This window comes from Pandoraea sp. E26 (assembly GCF_000681415.1).
Classification (GTDB): Bacteria; Pseudomonadota; Gammaproteobacteria; order Burkholderiales; family Burkholderiaceae; genus Pandoraea; species Pandoraea pnomenusa.
The window spans coordinates 39,831-65,109 of sequence record NZ_AYXJ01000006.1 but is presented as its reverse complement, the minus strand read 5'-3'; the positions used below and the strand labels follow the sequence as shown (position 1 = coordinate 65,109).

Sequence of the window (25,279 nt, the reverse complement as noted above, 5' to 3'; positions counted from 1 at the left end):
CTATCCGAGGCTCGCGCCAGAGCGTCGTCACTGTTTCAGGATCAGGAAAGCCGAATGGCACAGTACGTATTCAGCATGAACCGCGTGGGCAAGATCGTGCCGCCCAAGCGTCACATCCTCAAGGACATCTCCCTGTCGTTTTTCCCGGGCGCCAAGATTGGCGTGCTGGGCCTGAACGGTTCGGGCAAATCGACGCTGCTCAAGATCATGGCCGGCGTCGACAAGGAAATCGAGGGCGAGGCGATCCCGATGGCGAACCTGAATATCGGTTACCTGCCGCAGGAGCCCCAGCTCGATCCGGAGCAGACGGTGCGCGAGGCCGTGGAAGGCGGCATGGGCGAAGTGATGCAGGCGCGCGCGAAGCTCGACGAAATCTATGCGGCCTACGCCGAGCCGGACGCCGACTTCGACGCCCTGGCCGCCGAACAGGCCAAGTATGAAGCGATCCTCGCCGCGAGCGACGGCAACAACATCGAACAAACGCTGGAAGTGGCCGCCGACGCGCTGCGCCTGCCGGCTTGGGACGCCAGGATCGGCGTGCTCTCGGGGGGCGAGAAGCGTCGTGTCGCGCTGGCGCGCTTGCTGCTCTCGAAGCCGGACATGCTGCTGCTCGACGAGCCGACCAACCACCTCGACGCCGAATCCGTCGACTGGCTCGAACAGTTCCTCACGCGCTTCCCGGGCACCGTGGTGGCCGTGACCCACGATCGTTACTTCCTCGACAACGCCGCCGAGTGGATTCTCGAACTCGACCGCGGTCATGGCATTCCCTGGAAGGGCAACTACAGCTCGTGGCTCGACCAGAAGGAACAGCGCCTGAAGCAGGAAGAGGCGAGCGAGTCGGCGCGTCAGAAGGCGCTCAAGAAGGAACTCGAGTGGGTGCGTCAGAACCCGAAGGGCCGCCAGGCGAAGTCGAAGGCGCGTCTTGCCCGTTTCGACGAGCTGAACAGCCAGGAATACCAGAAGCGCAACGAAACCCAGGAAATCTTCATTCCGGTGGGGGAGCGCCTGGGCAACGAAGTCATCGAATTCAAGAATGTGTCGAAGGCTTTCGGCGACCGTCTGCTGATCGACGACCTGAGCTTCACGGTGCCGCCGGGCGCCATCGTCGGCATCATCGGCCCGAACGGCGCCGGCAAGTCGACTTTCTTCAAGATGCTCACGGGCCGCGAACAGCCGGACAGCGGCGAGATCAAGGTCGGCCCGACCGTGAAGATGGCCTACGTCGACCAGAGCCGCGATGCGCTCGATGGCACCAAGACGGTGTTCGAAGAGATCTCGGGTGGTGCCGACGTGCTGACGGTAGGCAAGTACGAAACGCCTTCGCGCGCCTACATCGGCCGCTTCAACTTCAAGGGCTCGGACCAGCAGAAGCAGGTCGGCTCGCTATCGGGCGGCGAGCGCGGCCGTCTGCACATGGCCAAGACGCTGATCTCCGGCGGCAATGTGCTGCTGCTCGATGAACCGTCGAACGATCTGGACGTCGAAACCCTGCGTGCACTCGAGGATGCGCTGCTCGAGTTCGCCGGCTGCGTGATGGTCATCTCGCACGATCGCTGGTTCCTCGATCGTATCGCCACGCACATTCTGGCCTTCGAAGGCGACTCGCATGTCGAGTTCTTCCCGGGCAACTACCAGGAGTACGAGGCCGACAAGAAGAAGCGCCTCGGCGAGGAGGCGGCAAAGCCGAAGCGTATCCGCTACAAGCCGATCGCGCGGTAATGCAGGAAAAGGCGCCGCAAGGCGCCTTTTCTGTTTCAGCGGCGCCCGGTAACGTCCAGGCGGATGCAGGGGATACGCCGGCGCCGAAACCCGTGTTCGACGAGCCGTGCCGATGCAGGCCACAATCGCATCGCATGACCCGCCATCTTGACGAATCAGGAGTGTGCAAATGAGCCAGCCAGTGAATCAGTTGAATGGAAAGGTCGCCGTGGTCACCGGTGCCGCGAGCGGCATCGGCAAGGAAATCGCCCTCACGCTCGCGCGTGCCGGCGCGGCAGTGGCGATCGCCGATCTGAACCAGCAGGGCGCCGACGCCGTGGCCGAAGAGATCAAGGCCGCAGGCGGACGCGCGATGGGCGTGGCGATGGACGTGACGAACGAAGACGCCGTGAACAGTGGCATCGACAAGGTGGCGGACACCTTCGGTTCGGTCGACATCCTGATTTCGAACGCCGGCATCCAGATCGTCAACCCCATCGAGAACTATGCGTTCTCCGACTGGAAGAAAATGCAGGCCATCCACGTCGATGGTGCGTTTCTCACCACCAAGGCGGCGCTCAAGCACATGTACAAGGACGACCGGGGCGGCATCGTCATCTACATGGGTTCGGTGCACTCGCACGAGGCGTCGCCGCTGAAGTCCGCCTACGTGGCGGCCAAGCACGCCCTGCTCGGCCTGGCGCGCGTGCTGGCCAAGGAAGGCGCGAAGCACAATGTGCGCTCGCACGTCATCTGTCCGGGCTTCGTGCGCACCCCGCTCGTCGACAAGCAGATTCCCGAACAGGCAAAGGAGTTGGGCATCCCGGAAGACGAGGTCGTCAAGAAGGTCATGCTCGGCGGCACCGTCGACGGTGTGTTCACCACGGTGGACGACGTCGCGCAAACCGCGCTCTTCCTCAGCACGTTCCCGACGGCCGCGTTTACCGGTCAGTCGTTCGTGGTGAGCCACGGCTGGTTCATGCAGTAAGCACGTGGCGCGTCGGCCTCGCGCCGGCGCGCGCCCGGTATCCGGTCGGTCCTCGACCGGTACTTCGTCCGCACCGCCGGTTTCGTCAGGCAATTGCCGGGCAATGCCGGGCATCAGGAGAACGAACATGACGGCCAATCCGCCGAAAGTCCCCAACCGCGCCATCGATCTGCCGCCATATGAGACCGTCGCGCTCGTGCTGCAGGGCGGCGGCGCGCTCGGGGCGTATCAGGCGGGGGTGTACGCGGGGCTGTCCGAAGCGGGCATCGCGCCGAACTGGATCGCGGGCATTTCCATTGGCGCGCTCAATACGGCCGTCATTGCGGGCAATGCGCCCGAGCGGCGCGTGGCGCAGCTCGAAGCTTTCTGGCGAACGATTTGCGAGCCGGGGGTGTTCCCGCCGCTGCCCGTGCCGCTGGAGGCCGCCATCCTCAATGGCCCCGAGTCCGGGCGCATCGCCTACAGCGCCTGGCAGGCGTGGCGTGCGCTGATCGAAGGCCAGAAGGGATTCTTCACGCCGCGTTGGCCGCAGCCGCTGCCCACCGCCATGGGCGACCCGGCCCATGCGAGTTACTACGATACGTCCGCGCTACGCAGCACCCTGGAGCGTTTCGTCGACTTCGACCGGATCAATTCGCGAGAGATTCGCGTGTCGGTGGGCGCCGTCAACGTCCATACGGGCAACTTCGTCTATTTCGACAACACGCGGGAAGTGCTGCGGCCGGAGCACTTCATGGCGTCCGGCGCGCTGCCGCCCGGTTTTCCGGCGGTGGAGATCGACGGTCAGTATTTCTGGGACGGCGGTCTGGTCTCGAACACGCCGCTGTCCGAAGTGCTCGGCACGTCGCCGCGTCGCGATACGCTCGCGTTCCAGGTCGATTTGTGGAGCGCTCGCGGACCGCTCCCCGACAATCTGAACGATGTGGCGGATCGGCAAAAGGACATCCAGTTCTCGAGCAGGACGCGCCTGGTGACCGACAATCTGCAGCGTGCACAACATTTTCGACGCGTGCTGCGCGAGGTGCTCGAGCGCGTGCCGGCCGAGGTGCGTGCACGCGACCCATGGTGTCACGCGGCCGAGGAGATTGCGTGCAGCAAGCGATACAACGTGGTGCAGCTCATTTATCGCAACAAGGAGTACGAGGGACACTACAAGGACTATCAGTTCGGCCTGGCCACCATGCTCGATCACTGGGCGAGCGGGCTGGACGACGTGCGACGCACGCTCTCGCATCCCGAGTGGCTGGCCATGCCCGGCGAGTCCACCGGCTTCGTCACGCACGACATCCATCGCCACGAAGTGGTCTGACGCGGCCGCGTCACGTTTCGGCCGTCAGCCGCCGTCAGCCGCCCTCATCCGATTCCCCGACATACCACCCCTGCGGCGTGCCCCCCGACACGCCGCAGGGCCCTGCGACCGGCGCTCGCGAATCGCCGGCACTTCAATGAACCGTCTCCTCACTGCGCCAATGCCGCCTCCAGTCGCAGCTTCAGCGGTTGCAGGTCGAGGAGCATGGCCGTGCGCGCCGAGCCGTCGGCGGCGGGCAGCTCCACGGCTTCGCGCATGTCGTTGCGCATCTCGTTCGTCGCGCGCCCGAGCAGCAAGGCAGGGACGGGCAACTTGTCGGCTTCATCGAGTGTGACGATGTTCTCGATGGCGTCGACGAGCAGCCCGAACTTGTCGTGGCCATGTTCGATGACGAGGATCTTGCGCGTGTGCGCGTCGTCGTGCGGCGGCATGCCGTAGAGCGCGCGCAGGTCGACGATGGTGATGAGTTCGCGGCGCAGGTTGAGCATGCCGCGCACGAACGACGGCGCGCCGGGCGCGGGCATGACATCGGGCGAGTCGTGGATGATCTCGCGCAACTGGTCGAGTCGCACCGCGAGCATGTGCTGAAGTCGGAACGATACGTAGGCGTGCCGTGAACCGCGCGACGACTTCGCTGTCCGCCATGCCCCGTCGGCCGACCCGGCGCGCTGCGCGCCTGGCGCTTCACGGTACAGCTCCCGATGGCCGCGTGTGAGCTCGATCACCTGCGCATGCGTGAACAGTTCGTCGGCGTTGAGCAGCACGATGTCGTCGGCCGACTCGCGGGCGATGCAGCCCGAAAAGAGCTGGGCGTGCGAGGCGCTGAACGAGGGCATCGCGAGCAGTTCGTCGGCGTAGTATGTGACGATGCTGTCCACCGCATCCACGAGCAGGCCGAAATGCACGTCTTCCTGCTTGACGATCAGAATGCGACGCGGGTCGGACGGCGTGCCCACGGTCCCGGCGTCCGGGCGGTTGGCCTGCAAGCCGAGGAAATGGGCGAAGTCGACGACCGGAACCACGGTGCCGCGCAGGTTGAGCATGCCCACGCAGAACACACTCGCCAGCGCGGAGTTCTGGAGCGCCGGAATGCGGATGATCTCGCGAATGGCGCTCATCGGCAGCGCGAGGCGCGAGTGCTCGACCGTGAAGGACACGCATTGCAGCCGCTGACGTTGCAGCCGACGCTGAGGCGCCGAGAGCGCCTGGCGGGCGAGCAACTGCGGCATGTTGCGGATGTGCACGAGCGCACCTGGCGAGAGAATCTGCAGGATGCGGTCGCCGTCGTCGAGCTTGATCGCGCCGGCGACGACCTGAGGTGCCGTGTGCGACGGCGCGTACTCGAAACCGGTGCGCTGCGAGGCGCGCACACGCAGGATCTCGCTCGTCGCGTCGAACAACAGGCCCACGCGCACGCCGTCGACGTCGACGATCGCGATCTTGCCGTGCACGGCCCGCATTGTGGGCAACGCCTGTAGCTCATGCGACCCTTGCGACGCATGCGCTGCGTGCGCCTGCGGTTCGGCGTCGGGCGCGCAAGGGACCATGTCCAGCAGGGGCTTGAGATCGACGATGGGAATCAGCGTGCCGCGCAAATTGAACAGCCCGAGCAGGAACGATGGCGAGAGCGGTACCGGGGTGACACGCTCGGGGTAGTTCACCACCTCCTGCAGGGCGGCGATCGGGAGCGCGAATTCCACATCGCCCAAATGGAACGAGCCGAAGACTTCGACGTCGTCGGACGTTGCCTTGCGCGATGCCGGCGTTTCGATGGCGGGCGCGGTGGGAGCGATGGAGGCGGCCGAGTCGATGCTCATGTGCGGCGCGGCGGGCGTCACCGGTGCCTCGGCGGCGATGCCTGCGCGAGGCGCACCGCGGTAAGCGCCATAGCCTTCGTAAAGCGAGACGGCGGGCGGCACGGTCGAGGGCAGCACTGAGGGGCCGGTCACGGCGTCGCGAGACAGAAACGGAAATCCCGGTGTGCGTGCGTTCATGATTCGCCTTCCACGAGTCGGAGCGCCGGGCGGCGAGGCACCGCCGCGCTGCCGTTCGAGCCGATCGCGCGCACGTGAAAGGCGTGATGCGCGCAATCGATCGTCAATTGCCGCCCCACTTCGCCGCCGACTTCGACATGAATGATGGGGATGCCCGTTGCGGCGATCAGCGCCTGCGCCATCCTGGCGTTAGCCACGCCGATCAGGCCATGCCTGGCGGGCGGCTGGTGCGGCATCATGTTGCCGCCCCCGGCGATCACGGCTTCGATCTCGCTGCGGCGCGCGCCGTCGGCTTTCATCAGCGCGAGCAGCGACGGGACGGCTTGCGTGACGTACTTGGCGCCGATCGCGAGCGTGGGCGTCGGCGCTTCCGGCAGGAGGCAGTGCGCCAGGCCATACAGGCCTCGCGCGCGCCATAGAAGACCGATACCGACGCACGAGCCGAGGATGGCGCGCAGCACATCTTCGCCGCGCCCGATACGCACCTCGCCCATCAACACCTGAATATCATGCGACGACCCCATTCGGCGCCCCCTGATTCCGGTAAATGAGCGGTTGTTCGAACTGATAGCCTGTCGACAACCGCGCGAGCGACTCCGACTCCCCGACGACCAGCACGCCGTCAGCGGCGATGGTTCGTCGCACGTTCTCGAGAACGCGCTCCTGATCGCCTGTCTCGAAATAGATCAGCACGTTGCGCAGCATGACGAAATCGAACGCTTCGCGATACGTCAGTCGTTGGTACAGATTGTGTTCGGCGAACGTGACGTGCGCGCGCAACTCCGGCGCGATCGCGAACCCGCCCTCGACCGGGCGGAAGTACTTCGCGAGCATCGCCGGGCGCTGTTGGCGCAGCGCGTCGATGCTGCGCCCGCCATAGGTACCCGCCATGGCCGCGGCCAGCACCTGACTGGAGATGTCGGTCGCATGGATCTGGTACTGAAAGCCGGGGTGACGCGCACGGAATTCCTCGCAGAGCATGGCCGCCGAATAAGCTTCTTCGCCGGACGACGCGGCGGCCGACCACATGCGCAACGTCCGTCCCGGGTGCGCCGCGTGCCAGCGCGGCAGGAAGTGCTGGGCGAAGTAGTCCCACACGCGTGGCGTGCGAAAGAACGTGGTCTCGTTGGTCGTGACCAGATTCACGAAGTTGCGGACTTCGTCGGGTGTGTTTTCCAGCAGCGCGAGATAGTCGCGATAGCAGCGCAGCGAGAGCGTGCGCAGGCGCGGGCGCAGGCGGCCTTGCAGCATCGTCCACTTCTTCTCGTTCATCGAGATGCCGGTGTGCCGGTGCACGGCGCGCAAGAGCGCCTGCTGCGTACCGGGATCGGCGTCGGCTTCGATTTCCATGGCGTGCCTCCGGGTGGACGTGAGATCCGGCGCGCTTCGCAATCACGCGCCAGGCAGATGCAGGCCGCGGCATGGCGTATGCCGGATGGCGGCCGAATGGCGCTTGACGCTTACACCTTGAACCGCGACACCGTCCGGTCGAGCTCCTGTGCTCCCTGATTGAGGCCAGTCGTCGCCTGAGCGATGGTCTCGCAGGCAGCGGCGGACTTCTCCGTTTCCTCGGCGACGTGCTGAATCGCGAGGCTGACTTCGCGCGCGGCCACGAGCTGTTCGTCGGCCGCGCAAGAAATCTCGGAGATCGCCTGCGTGGTGCGGGACACGCCACCCACGATCTTCTCGAAGGCTTCGCCCGCCTGGCGCGACACCTCGCTGCCCTGGGCCACGCGCTTGGTGGACTCGTTGATCAGCTTGGAAATCTCTTTGGTCGCCTGCGACGAGCGCTCGGCGAGCTTGCGGACTTCGTCGGCCACCACCGAGAAGCCCAGGCCGTGTTCGCCTGCGCGCGCCGCCTCGATGGCCGCGTTGAACGCGAGCAGATTGGTCTGCCCGGCAATCTCGCCGATGACTTTCACGATCTCGCCGATGTCCTCCGAGGACTTGTTGATCAGTTCCATCGCCTCGACAGAGCGGGCGATGGCGCGCGCGCCGGTCTCGGCTTCCTGCTGCGTGGACTTGGCGAGCTGATCGGCGCCCTTGGTGTTGTCGGCGATCGAGTTGATCGACGCCGTCAGTTCCTCGATCGACGCATTCATCTCTTCGACCGTCGCGCCGAGTGCCTGAGCCCCGGTCGCCACTGTGTTGGCGCGCTCGGCAATGTCATGCGATGCGCCGGAGAATTCGCCGGCCGAATTGACGACCTTGCCGATCACGCCGCGCAGGTCGTCCATCATGTGCCGGATGCCATCGGCCAACTGATCGATCGGGTCGGTGCCCGCAACGGCGATTTCGCCCGTCAGGTCGCCGGCGGCCGCTCGATTGACGGTGTCGAGCAGCTGCGCGACCTTGCGCTGATCGTCTTCCGCGCGCCGCTTCACGCTGGCTTCGAGTTCGACCTGCTGGGTAATGTCGGTGGCGAATTTCACCACCTTGTAAGGGCGGCCGTTCGCGTCGAGGATCGGGTTGTAAGTCGCCTGAATCCAGACTTCGCGAGCGCCGCGCCCGAGCCGCTTGTAGCGTCCCGCATCGAACTCCCCGCGATTGAGCTTGGCCCAGAAATCCTGGTATGCGGGCGAGGTGACGTAATCCGGTTCGCAGAACATGCGATGGTGCTGGCCGCGAATGTCGTCGAGCGAGTAGCCGAGCGTTTTCAGGAAGTTGTCGTTGGCCGTGATGACCGTGCCGTCGAGATTGAATTCGATCACCGCCTGCGCGAGGTCCATGGCCCTGACCTTGCTCTCGAATTCCGCCTGACGGCCGCGCTCTTCGGTAATGTCGGTCGCGAACTTGATGACCTTGTAGGGCGTGCCGTTGGCATCGAGCACCGGGTTGTATGAAGCGCGAATCCACACCTCGCGCCCACCTTTGCCGATGCGCTTGTATTCGCCACTGTCGAACTCGCCGTTGCCGAGCTTGGCCCAGAACGCCTGATAGGCAGGCGATGCCGCATAGGCCGGTTCGCAGAACATGCGGTGATGCTGCCCCTGGATCTCGTCGAGCCGATAGCCCACGGTCCGGAGAAAATTCTCGTTGGCATGCAGGATGCGGCCCTGCAGATCGAATTCGATAACGGCCTGCACCCGATTGAGCGCTGCGCTGACGGCCTGCAGTTCCTGTTGCTCCATCTGGAGTTCAGGCGTGGCGATTTCCATGACTTTCCCCCTTGATACGCTTGCCCCGGCGCGTGTCGTGCGACCGTCACGAAAGAAAACCTGCGCACACCGGCCCCCGAAACGCAGTCCTCTATAGACGCGATTACGACAGTGCGAAAGTCAACTTGAGATCAGTACGTACCCGAATGTGGTTTTTCACCCGAATTCGGGAAGTACCGTGAAAGCCGCGCGTAACAAGGCTTTAAAGATAAATGAACCACGCGTGAAGTCGACGCTGTTATAGCGTCAATACATTTCAAACGCTCAAATGAAATGAAATCCGCACGCAAACGGTGCAGGAATCGGTCGCGACCCGATGTCGGAATTCATCTCGACATTGAATCGGAAGGAGGGAGAAAAAGACCTCCTCCCGCGTTGGCGACGGGAGGAGGCGTGTACGCAAAGTCGCACTCTTCGGGGCAATTGAAAGGGCGACGTCGTTGACGACGCAAGCCGCGTGCCAGATGCGCGGACGTTGCCAACCCGCGTCGTTGCTGGCCTCGCCGGTGATACATGCGCGCATGTTACGGCCACGGGCGATCGACGTTACGTAACAAAGTGCGACACATGCCTCGTTTGGCAACCTTCGCTTACACGGCTTACAGACGCGTGATGGGCTTCGCGCGGGGGCGGCGATATAAAGAAAGCGAACGAATTCACGTTCCCGATTCGCGTCCTCTCTCAGGAGTCAGATCATGAAATTGCTTGTCGCTGCCTTGCTCGCCGCCACGCTCGCCGGCTGCGTCGTCGTTCCCGCGCGCCCCTATTACGGTGGATATTACGGACATCCGTGCTGTTATCGCTATTGATTGGCAATGCGAGTGAGCAGTGAAATCGGCGGCGTCATCGAATCTTGAATGATGCGGTATGCGAGCTGCTGATGAATGGCGCGCAATTCATGAAAAAGCCCCGCGGGTTGGCTCCCTGCGGGGCTTTATTTTCGACTCGGGCTCGGTCCGGCTCGGTCGGGCTCGGTCGGGCTCAGCGGCGATGGTCCCAGCCGCGTCCGCGGCCGTAATCGCGACGATCCCAGCCGCCGTGGTGACGCCAGTGTCCCGGCGGTGGGCCGCGCCAATAACGCGGCGGCGGGCCATAGTAGACGGGCGGCGGCGGGGCCACCATCATCGGCGCCGGAGCCGCATAGACGGGCGGCGGCGCGTAGACCGGGCCCGGTGCGATGATGGCCGGGCCGGGGATGCCGATGTTGACCGAGACGTCGGTGCGCGCGAAGGCGCTGCCCGAGATGAGCGTCGCGGCCATTCCCGTGGCAGTTGCCGTCATGATCCAGAATTTGCCTTGCATCTGATCTCCTTGTCATCTGCGCTTCGCCGGGCATCGCCGCGATGCGATGCGCCGCGAAGCGCGATCCGTGAACGTGATTTTACGGATCGCGTGTGCGCACCGGTGCTACGGTCGCACTACAGATGTAACAAGGCGTAAGGAAGCGCTGGACCCACGTCACCAGGACGGCGGACGAGGCACGATGCGGCGGCAGGGCACCCCTGCGATTCGCCCGACGAATCGGTTGCCCCATGAGCCTGCGGGGCACCGCTGGCTGAGGGCCGCGCCCCGGCGTCAGCGCCGATCGTGGTCGCGCGGCGCGAGAAAGCTGGCGGGGCGTTGTCCCCGGCGCGCCGATGTCGCGAAGTACGAAGGACGACGCAGGTCTTGCGTGTCGTGTGGCGAGCGCCAGTAAGGGGTGCGTGGTGCGCCGAGCAGATCGCCCGGCCGGTGTGGCGAGAGCGGAGGCACCGAGGCGGGCCATGCGACCTGACGCCAACGGGCGCCGGCGGGCACGACGAGGACCAGCATGACGAATACCAGCGTTACAACGGCGTAGACGGCGAGGGGCGAGAGGGCGGTCTCCATGACGAACTCCGGTCACCAACATGTCACACCACGGGGGAACGCGGCCTGGCGCGCAAAGTGTGGCGTTTCTACTATAGTCCATGCGCTCCGAGTCGCATGACGTGCCGTTCGCCGTGGAACGGTCGAACGGTCGAACGGCATGGCGATGGCGAGCACGTCTGTCTGCGCGATCCGAACGACATCACGCTTGGCGCCATGCGTGCAGACTCCCGAGTCGGCGGCCGGGCAAGGGCAGGGGGCACTCGATACGCTGCAACGCCGGGTCGGTGCGACTCAGGCTTCGGCGTCCTTGCCGAGGCCGTCCCAGCTGGTGGATACGGGCGGTGCGACGCCGAACAGGTCGATGATCCGATCGACGGTGTCGTCGACCATGGCGTCGATCGACTCGGGACGGTTGTAGAAGGCAGGCAGCGGTGGATAGACGATGCCGCCCATTTCCGTGACGGCCGTCATGTTGCGCAGATGCGCGAGATTGAACGGCGTTTCGCGCACCATCAACACGAGGCGGCGGCGCTCCTTGAGCGTGACGTCGGCCGCGCGCGCGATCAGGTTGTCCGACAGGCCGTGCGCCACGCTGGCGAGCGTCTTCATCGAACACGGCGCCACCACCATGCCCGCCGTGGCGAACGATCCGCTGGCGATGTTCGCCCCGATCTCGCGCACGCTGTGGTACTGATCGGCCAGCGCCTGCACGTCGGCGCGATCCATGCCGAGTTCGTGCCGCAGCGTGAGCCAGCCGGCGCCCGAGACGAGCAGATGTGTCTCGACTCCGCCCATGGCCCGCAGGCGCTGGAGCAGCCGCACACCGTAGATGGCCCCCGTCGCCCCCGTGATCGCCACGATCAGGCGCACGGGACGGCCGCCGTGCGCGGCGCGCGAGGCGCCTGTCGACACCGTCATCGAAGGTCGCTTACGCGAGTTCGGCGAGCACCTGCTTGAGTTCTCCGCTCTGGTACATCTCCATCATGATGTCCGAGCCGCCGATGAACTCGCCCTTGATGTAGAGCTGGGGAATCGTCGGCCAGTTGGCGAATTCCTTCACGCCCTGGCGGATTTCCTCGTCCTGGAGCACGTCGACCGTGAACAGGTCATCGACGCCGCAGGCCTTCAGGATCTGAATGGCGCGGCCCGAGAAGCCGCACATCGGGAATTGTGCGTTGCCCTTCATGAAGAGCACGACGGGATGATCGGTGACGATTTGCTGAATGCGTTGCTGGGTGGTCATGGTGGAAAGCCCGTTGGGATGCCGGAAAGTCGGCGTATCCGGCATTTTAGCGGTTTTCCGCCGCGTCCGTCGGTGGCGCTCAGAGGCGCCGTCCGCCCGTGGTGCGCTCGATCCCCGCGAGGTCGCGCTCGGAGACGACGTCCACGAAACCCGCCGCCACGCAGAGGTCGCGCACGTCGGCCGCCTGATGATAACCATGCTCGCACAGCAGCCAGCTTTGCGGCAGCAGTCGGGACGGCGCGCCGGCCACGATGGTGCGCAGCGCGGCGAGGCCGTCGGCGTGATCGGTCAGGGCATCGACCGGTTCGAACCGCAGGTCGCCCTGGCAGAGGTGTTCGTCGCCCGCCACGATGTACGGCGGATTGGAGACGATGATGTCGAACGGCGCGCTCTGCGACGGCAGGCCGGCGTACCAGTCGCTCTCGACAAACTGTACCCGGGCGTCCAGGCCAAGCTGACGGGCATTCGCTTGCGCCACGGCGAGCGCGTCGGCCGAGCGGTCGAGCGCGATCACCCGGGCGTCGGGACGGCTGTGGGCGATGGCCAGTGCAATGGCGCCGCTGCCGGTGCCCAGGTCGAGCACGCGCGGCGAGCGCCGGCCTTCGAGTCGCGCGAGCGCCAGTTCCACCAGCAGTTCGGTCTCGGGCCGGGGAATGAGTACCGACGGGCTGACCGAGAGCGTCAGTCCGAAGAATTCACGCGTGCCGGTCAGATACGCAATGGGCTCGCCCGCCACGCGGCGCGCCTGGAGCACGCGGTAGGCGGCAACCGTCTGCGGCGCGAGCGGTTCGCGATCGCGGGTGATGAGTTGCGTGCGACTCCATCCAAGGACGTGCGAGAGCAGAATGCGCGACTCCGACGGCGGCAGTCCCGGCTCGCGCAGCAACTGCGCGACGGTCGCCTCCGGCGGCGCGCTGGCCGTTTCCCTGGCGGTGTCCGGCGCACCTTGCGACATCACGCCGCCTCGCCCAGCGACGCCAGCAACTCGGCCTGGTGTTCGGTCACCAGGGCGTTGATCATTTCGTCCAGATCGCCGTCCATGATGTACTCGAGCTTGTAGAGCGTGAGGTTGATGCGGTGGTCCGTCATCCGGCCCTGGGGGAAGTTGTACGTGCGAATGCGCTCGGATCGGTCGCCCGAGCCGATCAGGCTCTTGCGGGTGGCGGCTTCCTTGGCCTGCTGGGCGCGCATCTGGGCGTCCTTGATGCGCGCGGCAAGCACCTTGAGCGCCTTGTCCTTGTTGCGGTGCTGCGAGCGATCGTCCTGGCACTCGACCACGATGCCCGTGGGCATGTGCGTGATACGCACCGCCGAATCGGTCTTGTTGACGTGCTGGCCGCCCGCACCCGACGCGCGGAAGGTGTCGATGCGGATATCGGCCGGGTTGATCTCGACATCGGCGACATCGTCCGCCTCCGGCATCACGGCGACCGTGCACGCGGAGGTGTGGATGCGGCCCTGCGTCTCGGTGGCGGGTACGCGCTGCACACGGTGCCCGCCCGACTCGAACTTCAGTCGGGAGTAGGCGCCCTGGCCGATGATGCGCACGATCACTTCCTTGTAACCGCCCAGATCCGATTCGCTGGCCGACATGATCTCGACCTGCCAGCGCTGGCGCTCGGCGTAGCGCGTGTACATGCGCAGGAGGTCGCCCGCGAAGAGGGCCGACTCGTCGCCGCCGGTACCGGCGCGGATTTCGAGGAAGATGTTGCGGTCGTCGTTGGGATCGCGCGGCAGCAGCATGCGTTGCAACGTGCCTTCGAGCGTCTCCATGCGCGCGCGGGCATTCGCGGCTTCGTCTTCGGCGAATTCGCGCATCTCCGGGTCGAGCGCCATTTCCTGCGCGGCCGCCACGTCGTTGGTTGCCTGGCGGTAGTGCTGGTACTGCTCGACCACCGGCGCGAGCTCGGCGTGCTCTCGCGTGAGCTTGCGGTAGTTGTCCAGATCGCGGGTAACGTCGCCCTGGCTCAATAGGCCATCAAGCTCGACCAGACGTTGCGTCAACTGGTCGAGCTTGGCTTGCATGCTCGCTTTCATCTATTTTTCGGCGGATCCCGAGGTGCGGAACAGTTCGGGAATGAGGTGGATGATTTGCTCGCGCGACTCGCCGCGCGCCGTATTGAGCGCGTGCGTCGGGCCGTGCAGGAACTTCCGGGTGAGGGACTGGGACAGGGCTTCGAGCACGGCGGCAGGATCGTCGCCACGCGCGAGCATGCGTTGCGCACGCTCGAGTTCGGCCACTCGCATGGCCTCGGCGCTGCCGTGGATGTCGCGGATGACCGGCACGACGCTGCGCGCGTCGAGCCATTGCATGAAGTGCTGCACGCGCGTCTCGATGATCGCCTCGGCTTGTGCCACGGCGGCCTGACGCAGCGCGTTGCCTTCGCGCACCACCGCGCCGAGATCGTCGACGGTGTACAGGAAGACGTCGGTCAGACGGCCGACTTCCGGCTCGATGTCGCGCGGCACGGCGAGATCGACCATGAACATCGGCTTGTGCTTGCGGGCCTTGATCGCGCGCTCCACGGCGCCCAGGCCGATGAGCGGCAGCGTGCTCGCCGTGCACGACACGACGATATCGAATTCATGCAGGCGCTGCGGCAGTTCCGAAAGTCGGATCGCCGTACCGCCGAGACGCTCGGCCAGCTTCTCGCCGCGTTCGGCCGTCCGGTTGGCGATGTAGAGCGCCTTCGGGTTCTGTGCGGCAAAGTGCGTCGCGCACAGGTCGATCATCTCTCCCGCGCCGATGAAAAGCACCTTCTGCGTACTGATGCTCTCGAAAATGCGCTGGGCCAGTCGTACGGCCGCAGCCGCCATCGACACCGAATGCGCGCCGATCTCCGTCTGGCCGCGAACTTCCTTGGCCACCGCGAACGTACGCTGGAAAAGCTGATTCAGATATGTGCCGAGCGCGCCTGCCTCGGCAGCCGTGCGTACGGCGTCCTTCAACTGGCCAAGAATCTGTGTCTCGCCGAGCACCATCGAGTCCAGGCCGCTCGCCACGCGAAACGCATGACGTACCGCGTCGGACTGGGGTAGGGCGTACAGATGGGGGGCGAGGTCGCTGGCGGGAATATTGTGGAATTGCGAGAGCCAGTGCACCGCGCGCTCGCGCGCGGCCGTATCGTCCGTCACGCAGTAGATCTCGGTGCGGTTGCACGTGGACAGGATGGCTGCCTCGGGGGCACTCGACCGACCGGTCCACAGGCTCTTGAGCCCCGCCAACGCCGGCTCGATCCGCTCGAACGGAAACGCCACCCGTTCGCGCAGCGAGACGGGCGCCGTGTGGTGATTCAGGCCGAGAGCGAGCAGTTGCATGATGTGGGGGATCCGATAGCCCCTGATTATAGCGCGTCGACGCGATGCCCGTTTCGTTCGCACCCCGTACGCCGCGCACTGGATCAGCGTAACCCATCATCGCGCAGACGCCCGGTTTTGACAAATAGGCGCGGGTTATACCGGGCATAGCGACATAGGGTGCGTCGGCCCCATCTCCGCGAAAATTCTGATATATCAGCAGCCTGGGCGTTGCGTCGGCGTGCCGCGACACGCCTGTCGAAACCTCGGCGCACGGTTGGGATTCGGGGATATACTGCGTTCGGGTTCCCGTCATTGGAGTCACGTCATGGGCATTATCGGCACCATCGTCGTCGGTCTGGTCGTTGGCCTCATTGCACGCGCCCTGCATCCCGGGCGGGACAGCATGGGCATCATCATGACCATCATTCTCGGCATAGCGGGCGCGCTGCTCGCCAAGTATGTCGGGCAAATTCTCCACATCTACACCGAAGGCCAGGCGGCCGGCTGGATCGCATCGATCATCGGCGCGATCGTGCTGCTCGTGATCTACGGCGCCATCAAGCGCGGCCGTACGGCCTGACGTTCGCGCCGCCGGACCGATCATGGATATTCTCGTGCTCCTGCTCGTGGGGTTGGTCGCCGGCTGGCTGGCGGGGCTGGTGGTTGGGGGAGGACTCGGTCTCGTGGGCGACATCGTCGTCGGTGTGATCGGGGCGTTCATCGGCGGCTGGTTGCTGCGCCATCTGGGTATCGCGGTGGGATACGGCACGCTCGGGCGGATCATCACGGCGACGATCGGCGCGATCGTCCTGCTCGCCTTGTTGCGGCTGGTACGACCCGTGCGGCGTTAAGCCGCACCCGGCTATCGGAATTCGGGACGTCTCGCGGCGTGCCCCACGCGTTTTCCTGCATTCGGCTATGCTTGTCGGCATCGCCTGGGCCCTATTGTCTTGACGTCTTGACTACGCGTGCGGCGTCGCCGCCACGTTCGATCCCCGTCTTCCGTCCTCCGGCGTGGCTGCCACGCCCGGCCAGGGGGTGGCGGCGCTCCTCGCAAGCTGGTACGCCCGATCCCCCAAAATCAAGAATCACATGTCTGCGACACGCAAATCCGTGCGGCCATTCATTGTGGCTTCCGTCATGGCGGCGACTTCCATGGTTGCCATCGAAGCCACGATCATCTCGACGGCCATGCCGCAAATCGTCGCCCAGCTCGGCGGCCTGAATCTCTATAGCTGGGTCTTCTCCGCGTTCCTGCTCGCGCAGACGGCCATGACCGTGGTGTTCGGCAAGCTGGCCGATCTGTACGGCCGCAAACCCGTGATCCTCGCGGGCATCGCCATCTTCCTGATGGCGTCGGTCGGTGGCGGGCTGGCGTGGTCCATGCCGGCCATGATCGCCTTTCGCCTGTTGCAGGGCGTGGGCGCGGCCTGTATCCAGCCGGTCAGCCTGACCATCATTGCCGACTACTACCCGATCAGCGAGCGCGGCAAGGTGCAGGGTTACCTCGCGAGCGTGTGGGCCATTTCGGCGGTGCTCGGCCCGATGCTCGGCGGTCTCATCATCCGCGACCTGTCGTGGGCGTGGATCTTCTGGATCAACATCCCCATCGGCCTGCTCGCGGCGCTGGGCTTCGTCCTGCACCTGCATGAGGATGCGCCGCGGCAGCGTCCGAGTATCGACGTACTCGGCGCCGGGCTTTTCACCGTGGCGGTGGCGGGGCTCATGATTGCACTCACCGATGCGAATGCGTTCACCGACACGCATGTGTGGGCCGGCGTGCTCGTGTGCCTGATCGCCTCGCTGCTGTTCGTGTGGCAGGAGCGACGCGCCCGGGACCCGATGATTTCCTTCGCGCTGTGGAGCCGGCGTCCGATTGCGGCGGCCAATGCCGCGACGCTGCTCTCGGGCATGGTACTCATGGGCCTGACGACATTCCTGCCGATGTACGCGCAGGGCGTGTTGCGCCAGACGCCGGTCGTGGCCGGCATGGCGCTCACCATGATCATGGTCGGCTGGCCGATTGGCTCGACCGTGGCCGCCAAGACGTTCACGCGCTTCGGCCTGCGCCGCATTCTGGTGGGCGGCAGCCTGCTCATGCCCGTGGGTGGGCTCGTCTTTGCGCTACTGGGGCCGAGCAGTTCGCCGCTGCTCGCCGGCTTCGGCTCGTTGCTGATGGGCTTTTCGATGGGCACCGGCAGCGTGAGCGCGCTCGTGCTGATCCAGGAGCTGGTCGACCCGACGCAGCGCGGCAGCGCCACGGCGTCGAACATCTTCTCGCGCAATCTGGGCAGCACCCTGGGTGCGACGCTGTTCGGCGCCGTCCTCAATTTCGGGCTGACCCGTTCGGACGGGCTCGCGCCGGTGACGTCGGACCAATTGCGTCACGTGCTCGAAGACCGGGGCGTGGCGACGGTGGCCGATCAGGCGATCCGCGCCGTGCTGCATCACTCGCTGCACCTCACGTTCCTGTCGATGCTGGCGATTTCGATCGGCGTGGTGCTGTTGCTGCTGCTGGTGCCGACCAACGCCGTCGACCGCTCGCGCAACATCAAGCGCGACAAGCCGGAGTTCGTGCCCGGCGGGCATTGACCGGCTCGCGGCGCGAACGGCCGACGCGTTACCGCGTCGCCGTCTCAGCGCGACGCCTCGGGCACCAGATGCAGGCGCGACTCGGTGGCCGCCTCGACCGCCGCACGTGAATAAGGCAACTTGAAGTACTCGCCGTCGAGCCACTTCTGCGCAAGGTCGCGATAGTGTGGGCTGTCCGGGTTGCCCGATTCGCCTGGCAGGTTCATTGCGCGGGTGTTGTCCCAGTTGCCCACGTCGACCACGATCCGGAACGAGGGACCGTTGGTCTGGCGGAAGTCGCTCACGCGGTACGTCGACTGGTTCGGCGTGAACGGGCTACCGCCCTTCGGAAGCGGGCCGACATTGAGCCTGGCGCGCATGTCGGCGTCCACGGCGTCGGCCAAGGGGTGGGCGTTCAGATTCGTCTGAAGCTTGCCCCATCGCCATGCACCCGGATCCGCGCCCTGGAGCTTCACCATTTCGGTCCATGCGTCGCCCAGGCTCGAGAGCAGCACGGCGTTGCGTTTGGCGTCGGCGTTCGCGCCGAAGCGGGCGTCAGGTTGCTCGAGGGCGTCGAGCATGGCGGCCGGATCGGGAGCGCCGAAGCTCTCGGCGGCAGTCCGGGGCAGCACGGCGTTCTTGTACGCGCGCCCGAGATGCCGGCTGAACCAGACCTCCTCCAGCGCGGCCGGTGCCGAATCCGCACCCATATGGGCATCCCAACCCTTGAGCAGCTTCAGCGCGGCGGCCGTGTTCGGGTCGTCGCTCGACAGCGGCGCGAGCAGTGCCACGAGACGGCGCGCCGGAATCGACACGATGTCGTTCTGCAGCCGCTCCGAATCTTCCAGCGACACTTTCTCCTTCGCCTTGAGCACTTCGTCGATGCGCGCGTGCCGCGAGCCGTTGGTCCACTCGAACCCGAGCTTGCGTTCGGCGTACGGGTAGCCGGGCGGCATGTTCATTTCGTTGGACGTCGTGAAGTAGCCGCTCGACGGGTTGTACGCCGAAGGCAGTTGATCGCGTCGCCAGAAGCCGGCCCATTCGTAGCGCCCATCGCCGGGCACGGGCATCAGGCCATCCCAGTTCGGCCGGATCGGCGCCATGCCGCTCGGCACCCAGCCGATGTTGCCCGCGGCGTCGGCGTAGACCTGGTTGACGGTCGGCGCGCCCCAGGTGTCGAGCGCCGTCTGGAACTGGGCATAGTTCTTCGCGCGCATGTAGCGCATGGCATCGAAGTATGGCGACATGCCCGGTTCGAGCCAGGCCGTGCGAACGGCATATGCGCGATGCCGGGCCGCGTCGACATGGATCACCGGCCCGTGCTTCGTGAACTTCAGGTCCGTCTGTACCGGGGGGCCGTCGCGTACCGGGATCGCTTCGTGCACCGTGCGCATCGGCACCCATTTGCCTCGGTAGCGATACTGGTCGGGGTTGGCCGGATTCAGGTCATAGACGTACAGGTCCTCCTGATCGATGTTGAAGATCGTGAGGCCGAAGGCGATGGTGCCGTTGTGCCCGATCGCCACGCCGGGGATGGCCGGCTCGCCGGCGCCGATCAGATCGAGCGTGGGCGTGCTCACCTGCACGATGTAGCGCAGGCTTGGCGCGGCATAGGCGCGGTGCGGGTCGTTGGCCATGATCGCGCGGCCCGTCGACGACTTCTGCGGAGAAATCACCCAGTTGTTGCTGCCCTCGGCCGATTCGGTCGATACGTCGTAAGGTCCATTCCCGGCGAGCTGCACCACGTCGGCGTCGGCACGCTGCAGCGAGTCCTTCGTGATCTTCACGCCCTGGGTGGCCAGCTCGAAGACCTTGAGCAGATCGTCGGGAAGGCAGGGGTCGAGGCCCGCGGGGACCTGGGTCTTCCATGCGGGTTGCAGGCCGACGCGCACGCCGTCGGCGTCCAGCGACGCCTTGCAGACGACCTTCGCGCGCGCCACTTCGCTCTTGAGGTTGCGCGTGAGCCCGTGACTCCGGATGCGTACGATGTCCTCGGCCGTCCACTTCGCCGGCCAGTAGCCTACCTTGCGGAACTCATACGGCATCTGGTCGGGGTGCGCGGCGAGCCAGTCGATGTAGGCGTTCACCCCGGCTGCGAACGCTTCGGCCGCGGGTTTCGCGTCGGGACCGTAGCGGCGCCATTCGGTGGCCATGTCGCCGCGATAGATGAAGCGACGCGCGGCGTCGTCCTGCGCCACGTAAGCGCGTCCGAAAACTTCGGACAACTGGCCAAGGCCGCGACGTCGCCACAGGTCGATCTGGAACAGCCGGTCGCGCGCGGCGTTGAAGCCCTGTACGAAGAAGCCGTCACGCTCGTTGGCGGCGAAGATGTGAGGGACGCCGTTATGGTCGATCAGGATGTCGGCCGGCTGCAACAGACCGGCGACCGTAAGCGTCTGCGACGGCGGCGGCGTGCCGTTCGCGGTGTCGGCGTGCGCGGACGCGCTCCACGTCGTGATGGCCAGGGCGAGCACGCTCGCGGCGTGGGTGGCGTTGAGGCGTTGCATTGTCTTCCTCCTGTTGTCCGGCGGGTATTGTTATTGCGGAGTACAACACAATCCTAGACGCATCGTACAGGCATGCAAGACCTATTCCGGGGAATGGAACAATTTTCTTAATATCTTTGTAATTCCGGGGTGCGGCATCGGCGGGGCGGGCCCGGTCGGGTGTTGGTGTCGGCAGTCGAACCGGGGGAAGGGCGGAGGGGGACGTTGCCGATGCGCGCCGGGACGTATGCGATCGAGGGCGCAATGCGAGGCGGTCCGGCGCGACCCGGCGAGTCAGCGGACGATGAACCGGCGCGTGCGAGAGGCGATCGGTTTGCCGCCGTTGGCGTGCGCGCGCAGCGCCTTCCTTGGTGATGTCGTTCGCTCGTCCGCCTCGTGTAGCGGAGCGTGCGACGGCAGGTGGCTGACCTTCACACTCGTTTGATAGCGGCGTCGCACCAGATACAACGGGCGGCCCTTCGATTCGTAGTAGATGCGTCCGACGTATTCGCCGATCACGCCGATTCCCACGAGCTGGATGCCGCCGAGGAACAGGATGCCGACGAGCAGCGAGGCGTAGCCGGGCACGTCGATGCCGTGAACGAGCGTGCGTAACACGATGTAGCTGCCGTACGCGAGCGAGAGCAGGGCGAGCGAGACGCCGATGTAGGTCCAGCACCGCAGCGGCACGGTGCTGAAACTGGTGATGCCTTCGAGCGCGAAATTCCACAGTCGCCAGCCGGAGAATTTGGATACCCCGGCCGCCCGGGGATCACGCGTGTATTCCACGATTTCCGTGTGATAGCCGACCCAGGCGAACAGTCCTTTCATGAAGCGGCGGCGTTCGGGAAGGCGTCTCAGTGCCGTGATCACGCGGCGATCCATCAGGCGGAAATCGCCCACGTTCTCCGGCAGCTTCACTTCCGACAGGCGATTGTGCACGCGGTAGTAAAGACCGGCGGCCAGGCGTTTGGCGAGACTGTCGCTTGCCCGGTTGGTGCGCTTGGCCAGTACGACTTCCGCACCGTTGCGCCAGCGCTCGATCATCACCGGGATGAGCGCGGGCGGGTCCTGGAGGTCGGCGTCGATGGGAATGACGGCATCGCCGCGCGCTTCGTCGATCCCCGCGCTCAACGCGGCTTCCTTGCCGAAGTTGCGGGTGAAGTCGATGACGCGGATGCGCGCGTCCGCACGGCGCAGGGCCAGCAGTTCGGTCAGGGTGTCGTCGGTGCTGCCGTCGTTGACGCACACGATCTCGAAACGTACGCCTGGCAGGTGGTCGATGACCTGCGACACGGCCCGATGGAACGCGCCGAGCGCGGGGGCCTCGTTGTGGCAGGGCACGACGAGCGAGACGAGCGGCGTGCGGGACGCGGCCGAGGACGTCGGCGAGAGAGGCAGCGTCGGCGAGGAACGGCGTTCGGAGCGGTTGGCGGCGCGCGACATGGTCATGACCTCGTGTACGCGGGGGCGCCGGACGGCCGGTGACAGGCGAGGATGGCCGGCCGGGCGCCGCGGGCGTTGGACGTATCGGCACTGTCGGGCACGTGCGCGAGGCAGCGGCGACGTCGCCACAGCATCGCTAGCGTGAGCAGCGGGATGACCGGCATGAACTGGAAGCCGATGTGCAGTACACCGAACAGTCCGAACGAGGGCGTGAGCCACAGCACGACGAGCCACTCGCGCTCGCCGCGCAGCCAGCCGCGCGACAGGCCGTCGCGCACGTACCACGCGACGACGAGCGCAAGGATCGCGAGATCGTAGTCGTACAGATAGGGGCTCACGAGCGCGGTTGCGCACAAGAGCGTGGCGGCGCGTAGCGCAAAAGCGGTCGGACGGCGCCAGAAATCGATCATGACCGCCACGGCGCCCAGGGCGACGATCCCATGCACGACGGCGGACACCACGAGCGGCGCGCCAAGCATCTTCATCATCACGAAGATCGTTGGCACGCGGGCGATCTGCGCGGTGCCGTCCACGATGCTCTGTCGCGCGAAGGTCGTGGCATGCAGGAAGGTCGGATACACCTCGGGCCCGAACACGACGGCGGCGAGCACCGTGGTGGCGACGACGGTTGCGACGCACGCGGCCAGCGCGCGCCACGCGCGGGCGCACAGAAATGCCAGCGGAAACAGGATCGCAATGTGTGGCTTGACGAAAAGCAGCCCGGCCAGCACGCCCGCCCAGACCGGCCGCTTGCGCAGCAGTGCCAGCGAGAAGCCCGCCAGAGCGGTGGTGTACAGCGCGATCTGGCCGGCGACGATCACGAGCAGCACGCCGGGGAAACCGACGATCGCCAGGCGGGCGTCGCGCCATGGTGCGGTACGTCGCAGGGCGGCGTAATAGAGCGCGAAGCCGACGGCGGCATAGACAGCGTACGCGTAGGTGAAGGGCAGGAGCGCGACGGGCGCGAGCAGGATCATCATCACGGGCGGGTACAGCCACGGCATGACGCCGCCCATCTGGCTCGCCCATGGCTCCGCGGCCAGTTGGGCTCGGAACATGACGTCGATGTTGTAGGCGTCGAGCGCGTGGCCTTGCAGCACGAAATGGGAGGCACCCCAGAACGGCAGGAAGTCGAGGCCGATGGGGCCGATCGTCGGTGGTGAGACGGCGTAGCGTCGATAGGCCCAGGCGCCGAGCACGACGAGCGCGATGAAAACCGCCGCGCCGCTGTACAGGCGGATGCGGGCGCGATCGTCGGACCAATGCCGGGGTTCGCGCGTTGTCAGTTCAACGACGGCCGACGACTTCGATGCCATGCAAGAACCTCCCGTGGGCTGCATGAAATGACGATGTTCGACAACGATGACTGCGCCGGTAGCGATGCGACGCGTTGTGCGTCGGGTCGCAACGATTGTCGCGGGATGGGAGCGGTTTTCTCAAGCCGGACATTCCCGGTGTGGCGAGCGGGCCGGTGCATCGGGCGAGCGCGTCTCGCGACGACGCAAATGCTCGCCGACACGGCGCCCCGCCTGACTTTCATATTAGACGAGACGGCCTCCAAAGCGTCATGTCCAGGGGGAAGACGCGTGGGTTCCGGTCCACGGTGTGGCAAACCAGCGTTTGAACTGGAAATTCAAGGCACGCCGGCGCGCAATGTGCCGCGCGTGTGGCGCCGCAGGCGGGGAGGGGAAAAGCCGGAGGGCCCTTTGCCGCGTGTCGCTATCGGGTGAGGCCGATGCCGTGCCACCAGAGTGTGTTCAGCGGCACCACGGTGACAAGCGAGAGGAGGGCGGTGGCGACGCAGAATCGGGTGGCGTCGCGAACGCCGATGCCCGCGAGCGCCATGGCGAGCACCAGCGGCGGCGCCTGATACGGCAGGGCGATAGTGGAAAAGCCGACGGCCTGTGTGAGCAGAACCGCCTTCATGCCGAGCGGCGCGCCTGCGGCGAGGGTGGGAACCAGTGGCGTGTAGAGTGCCGGCGCGGCGTTGGACGTGACGAGAAACGTGAGCGAAATCGACAGGGCGACGAGGACCAGGTACGCCGCCGAGCTCGACATCTGTGCAAGATCGAGGCGGATGAGTGCGGGACGCAATGCGTTGGCCAGTCCGGCCTGGTCGACGGCGGCGGTCAGTCCGATAACGGCGGCGACGAACCACAGCGGGGCGAGTTTGACCTGCCTGAGGAATGCGTCGGGATTCACCAGCCTCAGCGGGCCGAGGCACAGCAGCGCGATCCCCAGGCCGACCCAGCCGGCGGCGATGTGGTGCCACGGCTCTGTCAGCCACAGACACAGCATGGCCGACAGGGCGGCGAGTAGCCGCCACTCGCCGGGGCTCATGACCCTGGGCGCGGCGGCAATTTCGCCGTTTCCGTCGCTGCGGGTGGGCGTCAGGCGATCCGGGAAGAGGTACAAGGCGACGACGATCAGCACGACGCCGCGCATCACCGCGAGCGCGGGGATGAGCGCGAGCGAATATTCGCCGTAGCTCAGGCGCCACCCGAGCACGGTCTCGGCGGTGCCTGCCATCACGAGATTGGGAAGGTTGGCGGGAAGCACGGCGCTCGTCAGTTCGCAACTGGCCAGCGCCGTGGCGAGCAGGAGTCCGATGCGCCCGGGCCGTGCGCTTGTGAGTCCGACGCGTTCGCAGAAGCTGAGCACGATGGGAGTAAGGATGGCGATGCGCCCCAGTGTCGACGGCATGACGATGCCGAGAAGAAAGGCGATCGTCACGAAGCCGGCCAGCGCGGCGCCATAGGCGTGGCCGCAGTGGTCGGCCAGACGTGACGCGATGCGCTCGGCCAGGCCGGTCGTGCCGAGCGCCATGCCGATGACGGCGCCGCTGAAGACGAGCCAGAACGCGCTGGACGAGAAGCCGGAGAACGCGACGTTCGCGCCGAACGACGTGCAGGTCGCGAGCAGGAACATGAGGAGGAGGGAGACGAGGAGATCCGGCAGCCATCCGGTGGCCCAGTAGCTCAGGCAGAGCAGAACGACGATGGCGACAGCGAGCCCGTCGCCGCGCAGGCCGGCGGCGTACAGCGCGATGCCGGCAACGCCCGCCATCGTGGCGAGCAGCGCGTGGCGCCAGAGGTGGCGTCGGCAGAAAGCGTCGCCGGGCGAGGCCGAGGGCGTTGCCGACGCCGGAGAGGTCGAGGAGGTCGAGGAGGTCGAGGAGGTCGAGGAGGTCGAGGAGGCGCTGACCGGAGGCATGGGTGTCACCTGTCATCAA

Annotated in this window: 21 protein-coding genes; 6 read left to right on the top strand and 15 right to left on the bottom strand. The window is 65.9% G+C overall.

The genetic code is table 11. From position 1 onward, the window contains the following. Positions 1 to 54 precede the first annotated feature (54 nt). The 3 genes from ettA (at position 55) to W930_RS0103195 (ending at position 3,998) form a co-directional block, all read left to right on the top strand. Entirely contained in the window at positions 55 to 1,722 is a 1,668-nt protein-coding gene (gene ettA, locus W930_RS0103205; protein WP_023593988.1) for an energy-dependent translational throttle protein EttA, read from the top strand. A 181-nt stretch (positions 1,723 to 1,903) separates the two neighbouring features. After that, positions 1,904 to 2,689 carry a 3-hydroxybutyrate dehydrogenase gene (locus W930_RS0103200; RefSeq protein ID WP_023872435.1) on the top strand — a complete coding sequence of 262 codons (786 nt, stop codon included), beginning with the start codon at positions 1,904 to 1,906 and terminating at the stop codon, positions 2,687 to 2,689. Between the two features lie 127 nt (positions 2,690 to 2,816). Then, the gene (locus W930_RS0103195; protein WP_024788429.1) at positions 2,817 to 3,998 is read left to right on the top strand and encodes a patatin-like phospholipase family protein; all 1,182 of its coding nucleotides are present in this window, start codon (positions 2,817 to 2,819) and stop codon (positions 3,996 to 3,998) included. Positions 3,999 to 4,147: 149 nt separating this feature from the next. On the opposite strand, the gene W930_RS25885 is transcribed toward W930_RS0103195, so the two are convergent. From W930_RS25885 to hemA, 11 genes are all read right to left on the bottom strand, one after another. Continuing rightward, the gene (locus W930_RS25885) at positions 4,148 to 5,992 is read right to left on the bottom strand and encodes a chemotaxis protein CheW (RefSeq protein WP_023872432.1); all 1,845 of its coding nucleotides are present in this window, start codon (positions 5,990 to 5,992) and stop codon (positions 4,148 to 4,150) included. Continuing rightward, on the bottom strand, positions 5,989 to 6,516 hold the full coding sequence (locus W930_RS0103185) for a chemotaxis protein CheD (RefSeq protein ID WP_023593992.1): 528 nt from the start codon (positions 6,514 to 6,516) through the stop codon (positions 5,989 to 5,991). The genes W930_RS25885 and W930_RS0103185 overlap by 4 nt, the downstream gene beginning before the upstream one ends. Further along, positions 6,500 to 7,342 (bottom strand): protein-glutamate O-methyltransferase CheR, encoded by an 843-nt coding sequence (locus tag W930_RS0103180; RefSeq protein ID WP_023872431.1) that lies wholly within the window; start codon positions 7,340 to 7,342, stop codon positions 6,500 to 6,502. Before W930_RS0103180 ends, W930_RS0103185 begins: the two co-directional genes overlap by 17 nt. A 110-nt stretch (positions 7,343 to 7,452) precedes the next feature. Beyond that, positions 7,453 to 9,150, bottom strand: coding sequence for a methyl-accepting chemotaxis protein (locus W930_RS0103175; RefSeq protein WP_023872430.1), 1,698 nt, complete (start codon positions 9,148 to 9,150; stop codon positions 7,453 to 7,455). 981 nt (positions 9,151 to 10,131) lie between these two features. After that, a complete protein-coding gene (locus tag W930_RS0103165; RefSeq protein ID WP_023872428.1) occupies positions 10,132 to 10,452 on the bottom strand; it encodes a hypothetical protein in 321 nt (106 codons plus the stop codon). Positions 10,453 to 10,725: 273 nt separating this feature from the next. After that, the gene (locus tag W930_RS0103160) at positions 10,726 to 11,019 is read right to left on the bottom strand and encodes a hypothetical protein (protein WP_023593997.1); all 294 of its coding nucleotides are present in this window, start codon (positions 11,017 to 11,019) and stop codon (positions 10,726 to 10,728) included. 273 nt (positions 11,020 to 11,292) lie between these two features. Next, entirely contained in the window at positions 11,293 to 11,919 is a 627-nt protein-coding gene (locus tag W930_RS0103155) for a UbiX family flavin prenyltransferase (RefSeq protein WP_023593998.1), read from the bottom strand. Positions 11,920 to 11,929: 10 nt separating this feature from the next. Next, a complete protein-coding gene (gene grxD, locus W930_RS0103150) occupies positions 11,930 to 12,244 on the bottom strand; it encodes a Grx4 family monothiol glutaredoxin (RefSeq protein ID WP_023872427.1) in 315 nt (104 codons plus the stop codon). 79 nt (positions 12,245 to 12,323) lie between these two features. Beyond that, positions 12,324 to 13,199, bottom strand: a complete 876-nt coding sequence (gene prmC, locus W930_RS0103145) for a peptide chain release factor N(5)-glutamine methyltransferase (RefSeq protein WP_023872426.1) — start codon at positions 13,197 to 13,199, stop codon at positions 12,324 to 12,326. After that, positions 13,199 to 14,281, bottom strand: coding sequence for a peptide chain release factor 1 (prfA, locus tag W930_RS0103140; RefSeq protein ID WP_023594001.1), 1,083 nt, complete (start codon positions 14,279 to 14,281; stop codon positions 13,199 to 13,201). The genes prmC and prfA overlap by 1 nt, the downstream gene beginning before the upstream one ends. Beyond that, positions 14,282 to 15,562, bottom strand: coding sequence for a glutamyl-tRNA reductase (gene hemA, locus W930_RS0103135; RefSeq protein ID WP_023872425.1), 1,281 nt, complete (start codon positions 15,560 to 15,562; stop codon positions 14,282 to 14,284). 307 nt (positions 15,563 to 15,869) lie between these two features. Here hemA and W930_RS0103130 point away from each other — a divergent pair, with 307 nt between their 5' ends. The 3 genes from W930_RS0103130 to W930_RS25880 all read left to right on the top strand — a co-directional run bounded on the left by W930_RS0103130 (position 15,870) and on the right by W930_RS25880 (position 18,136). Beyond that, positions 15,870 to 16,124, top strand: a complete 255-nt coding sequence (locus W930_RS0103130; RefSeq protein ID WP_023594003.1) for a GlsB/YeaQ/YmgE family stress response membrane protein — start codon at positions 15,870 to 15,872, stop codon at positions 16,122 to 16,124. A gap of 22 nt (positions 16,125 to 16,146) precedes the next feature. Continuing rightward, the gene (locus W930_RS0103125) at positions 16,147 to 16,395 is read left to right on the top strand and encodes a GlsB/YeaQ/YmgE family stress response membrane protein (protein WP_023594004.1); all 249 of its coding nucleotides are present in this window, start codon (positions 16,147 to 16,149) and stop codon (positions 16,393 to 16,395) included. Positions 16,396 to 16,636: 241 nt separating this feature from the next. Further along, positions 16,637 to 18,136, top strand: coding sequence for an MDR family MFS transporter (locus W930_RS25880; protein WP_023594005.1), 1,500 nt, complete (start codon positions 16,637 to 16,639; stop codon positions 18,134 to 18,136). A gap of 44 nt (positions 18,137 to 18,180) precedes the next feature. Here the strand turns inward: W930_RS25880 and W930_RS0103115 are convergent, their stop codons facing one another. From W930_RS0103115 to W930_RS0103100, 4 genes are all read right to left on the bottom strand, one after another. Then, positions 18,181 to 20,622, bottom strand: a complete 2,442-nt coding sequence (locus tag W930_RS0103115; RefSeq protein WP_023872424.1) for a penicillin acylase family protein — start codon at positions 20,620 to 20,622, stop codon at positions 18,181 to 18,183. A 273-nt stretch (positions 20,623 to 20,895) separates the two neighbouring features. Further along, positions 20,896 to 22,053, bottom strand: a complete 1,158-nt coding sequence (locus tag W930_RS0103110; RefSeq protein ID WP_023594007.1) for a glycosyltransferase family 2 protein — start codon at positions 22,051 to 22,053, stop codon at positions 20,896 to 20,898. Next, a complete protein-coding gene (locus tag W930_RS25875; RefSeq protein ID WP_023872423.1) occupies positions 22,050 to 23,363 on the bottom strand; it encodes a glycosyltransferase family 87 protein in 1,314 nt (437 codons plus the stop codon). The genes W930_RS0103110 and W930_RS25875 overlap by 4 nt, the downstream gene beginning before the upstream one ends. A gap of 403 nt (positions 23,364 to 23,766) precedes the next feature. Continuing rightward, positions 23,767 to 25,260 (bottom strand): SLC13 family permease, encoded by a 1,494-nt coding sequence (locus W930_RS0103100; protein ID WP_080685173.1) that lies wholly within the window; start codon positions 25,258 to 25,260, stop codon positions 23,767 to 23,769. Positions 25,261 to 25,279 lie beyond the last annotated feature (19 nt).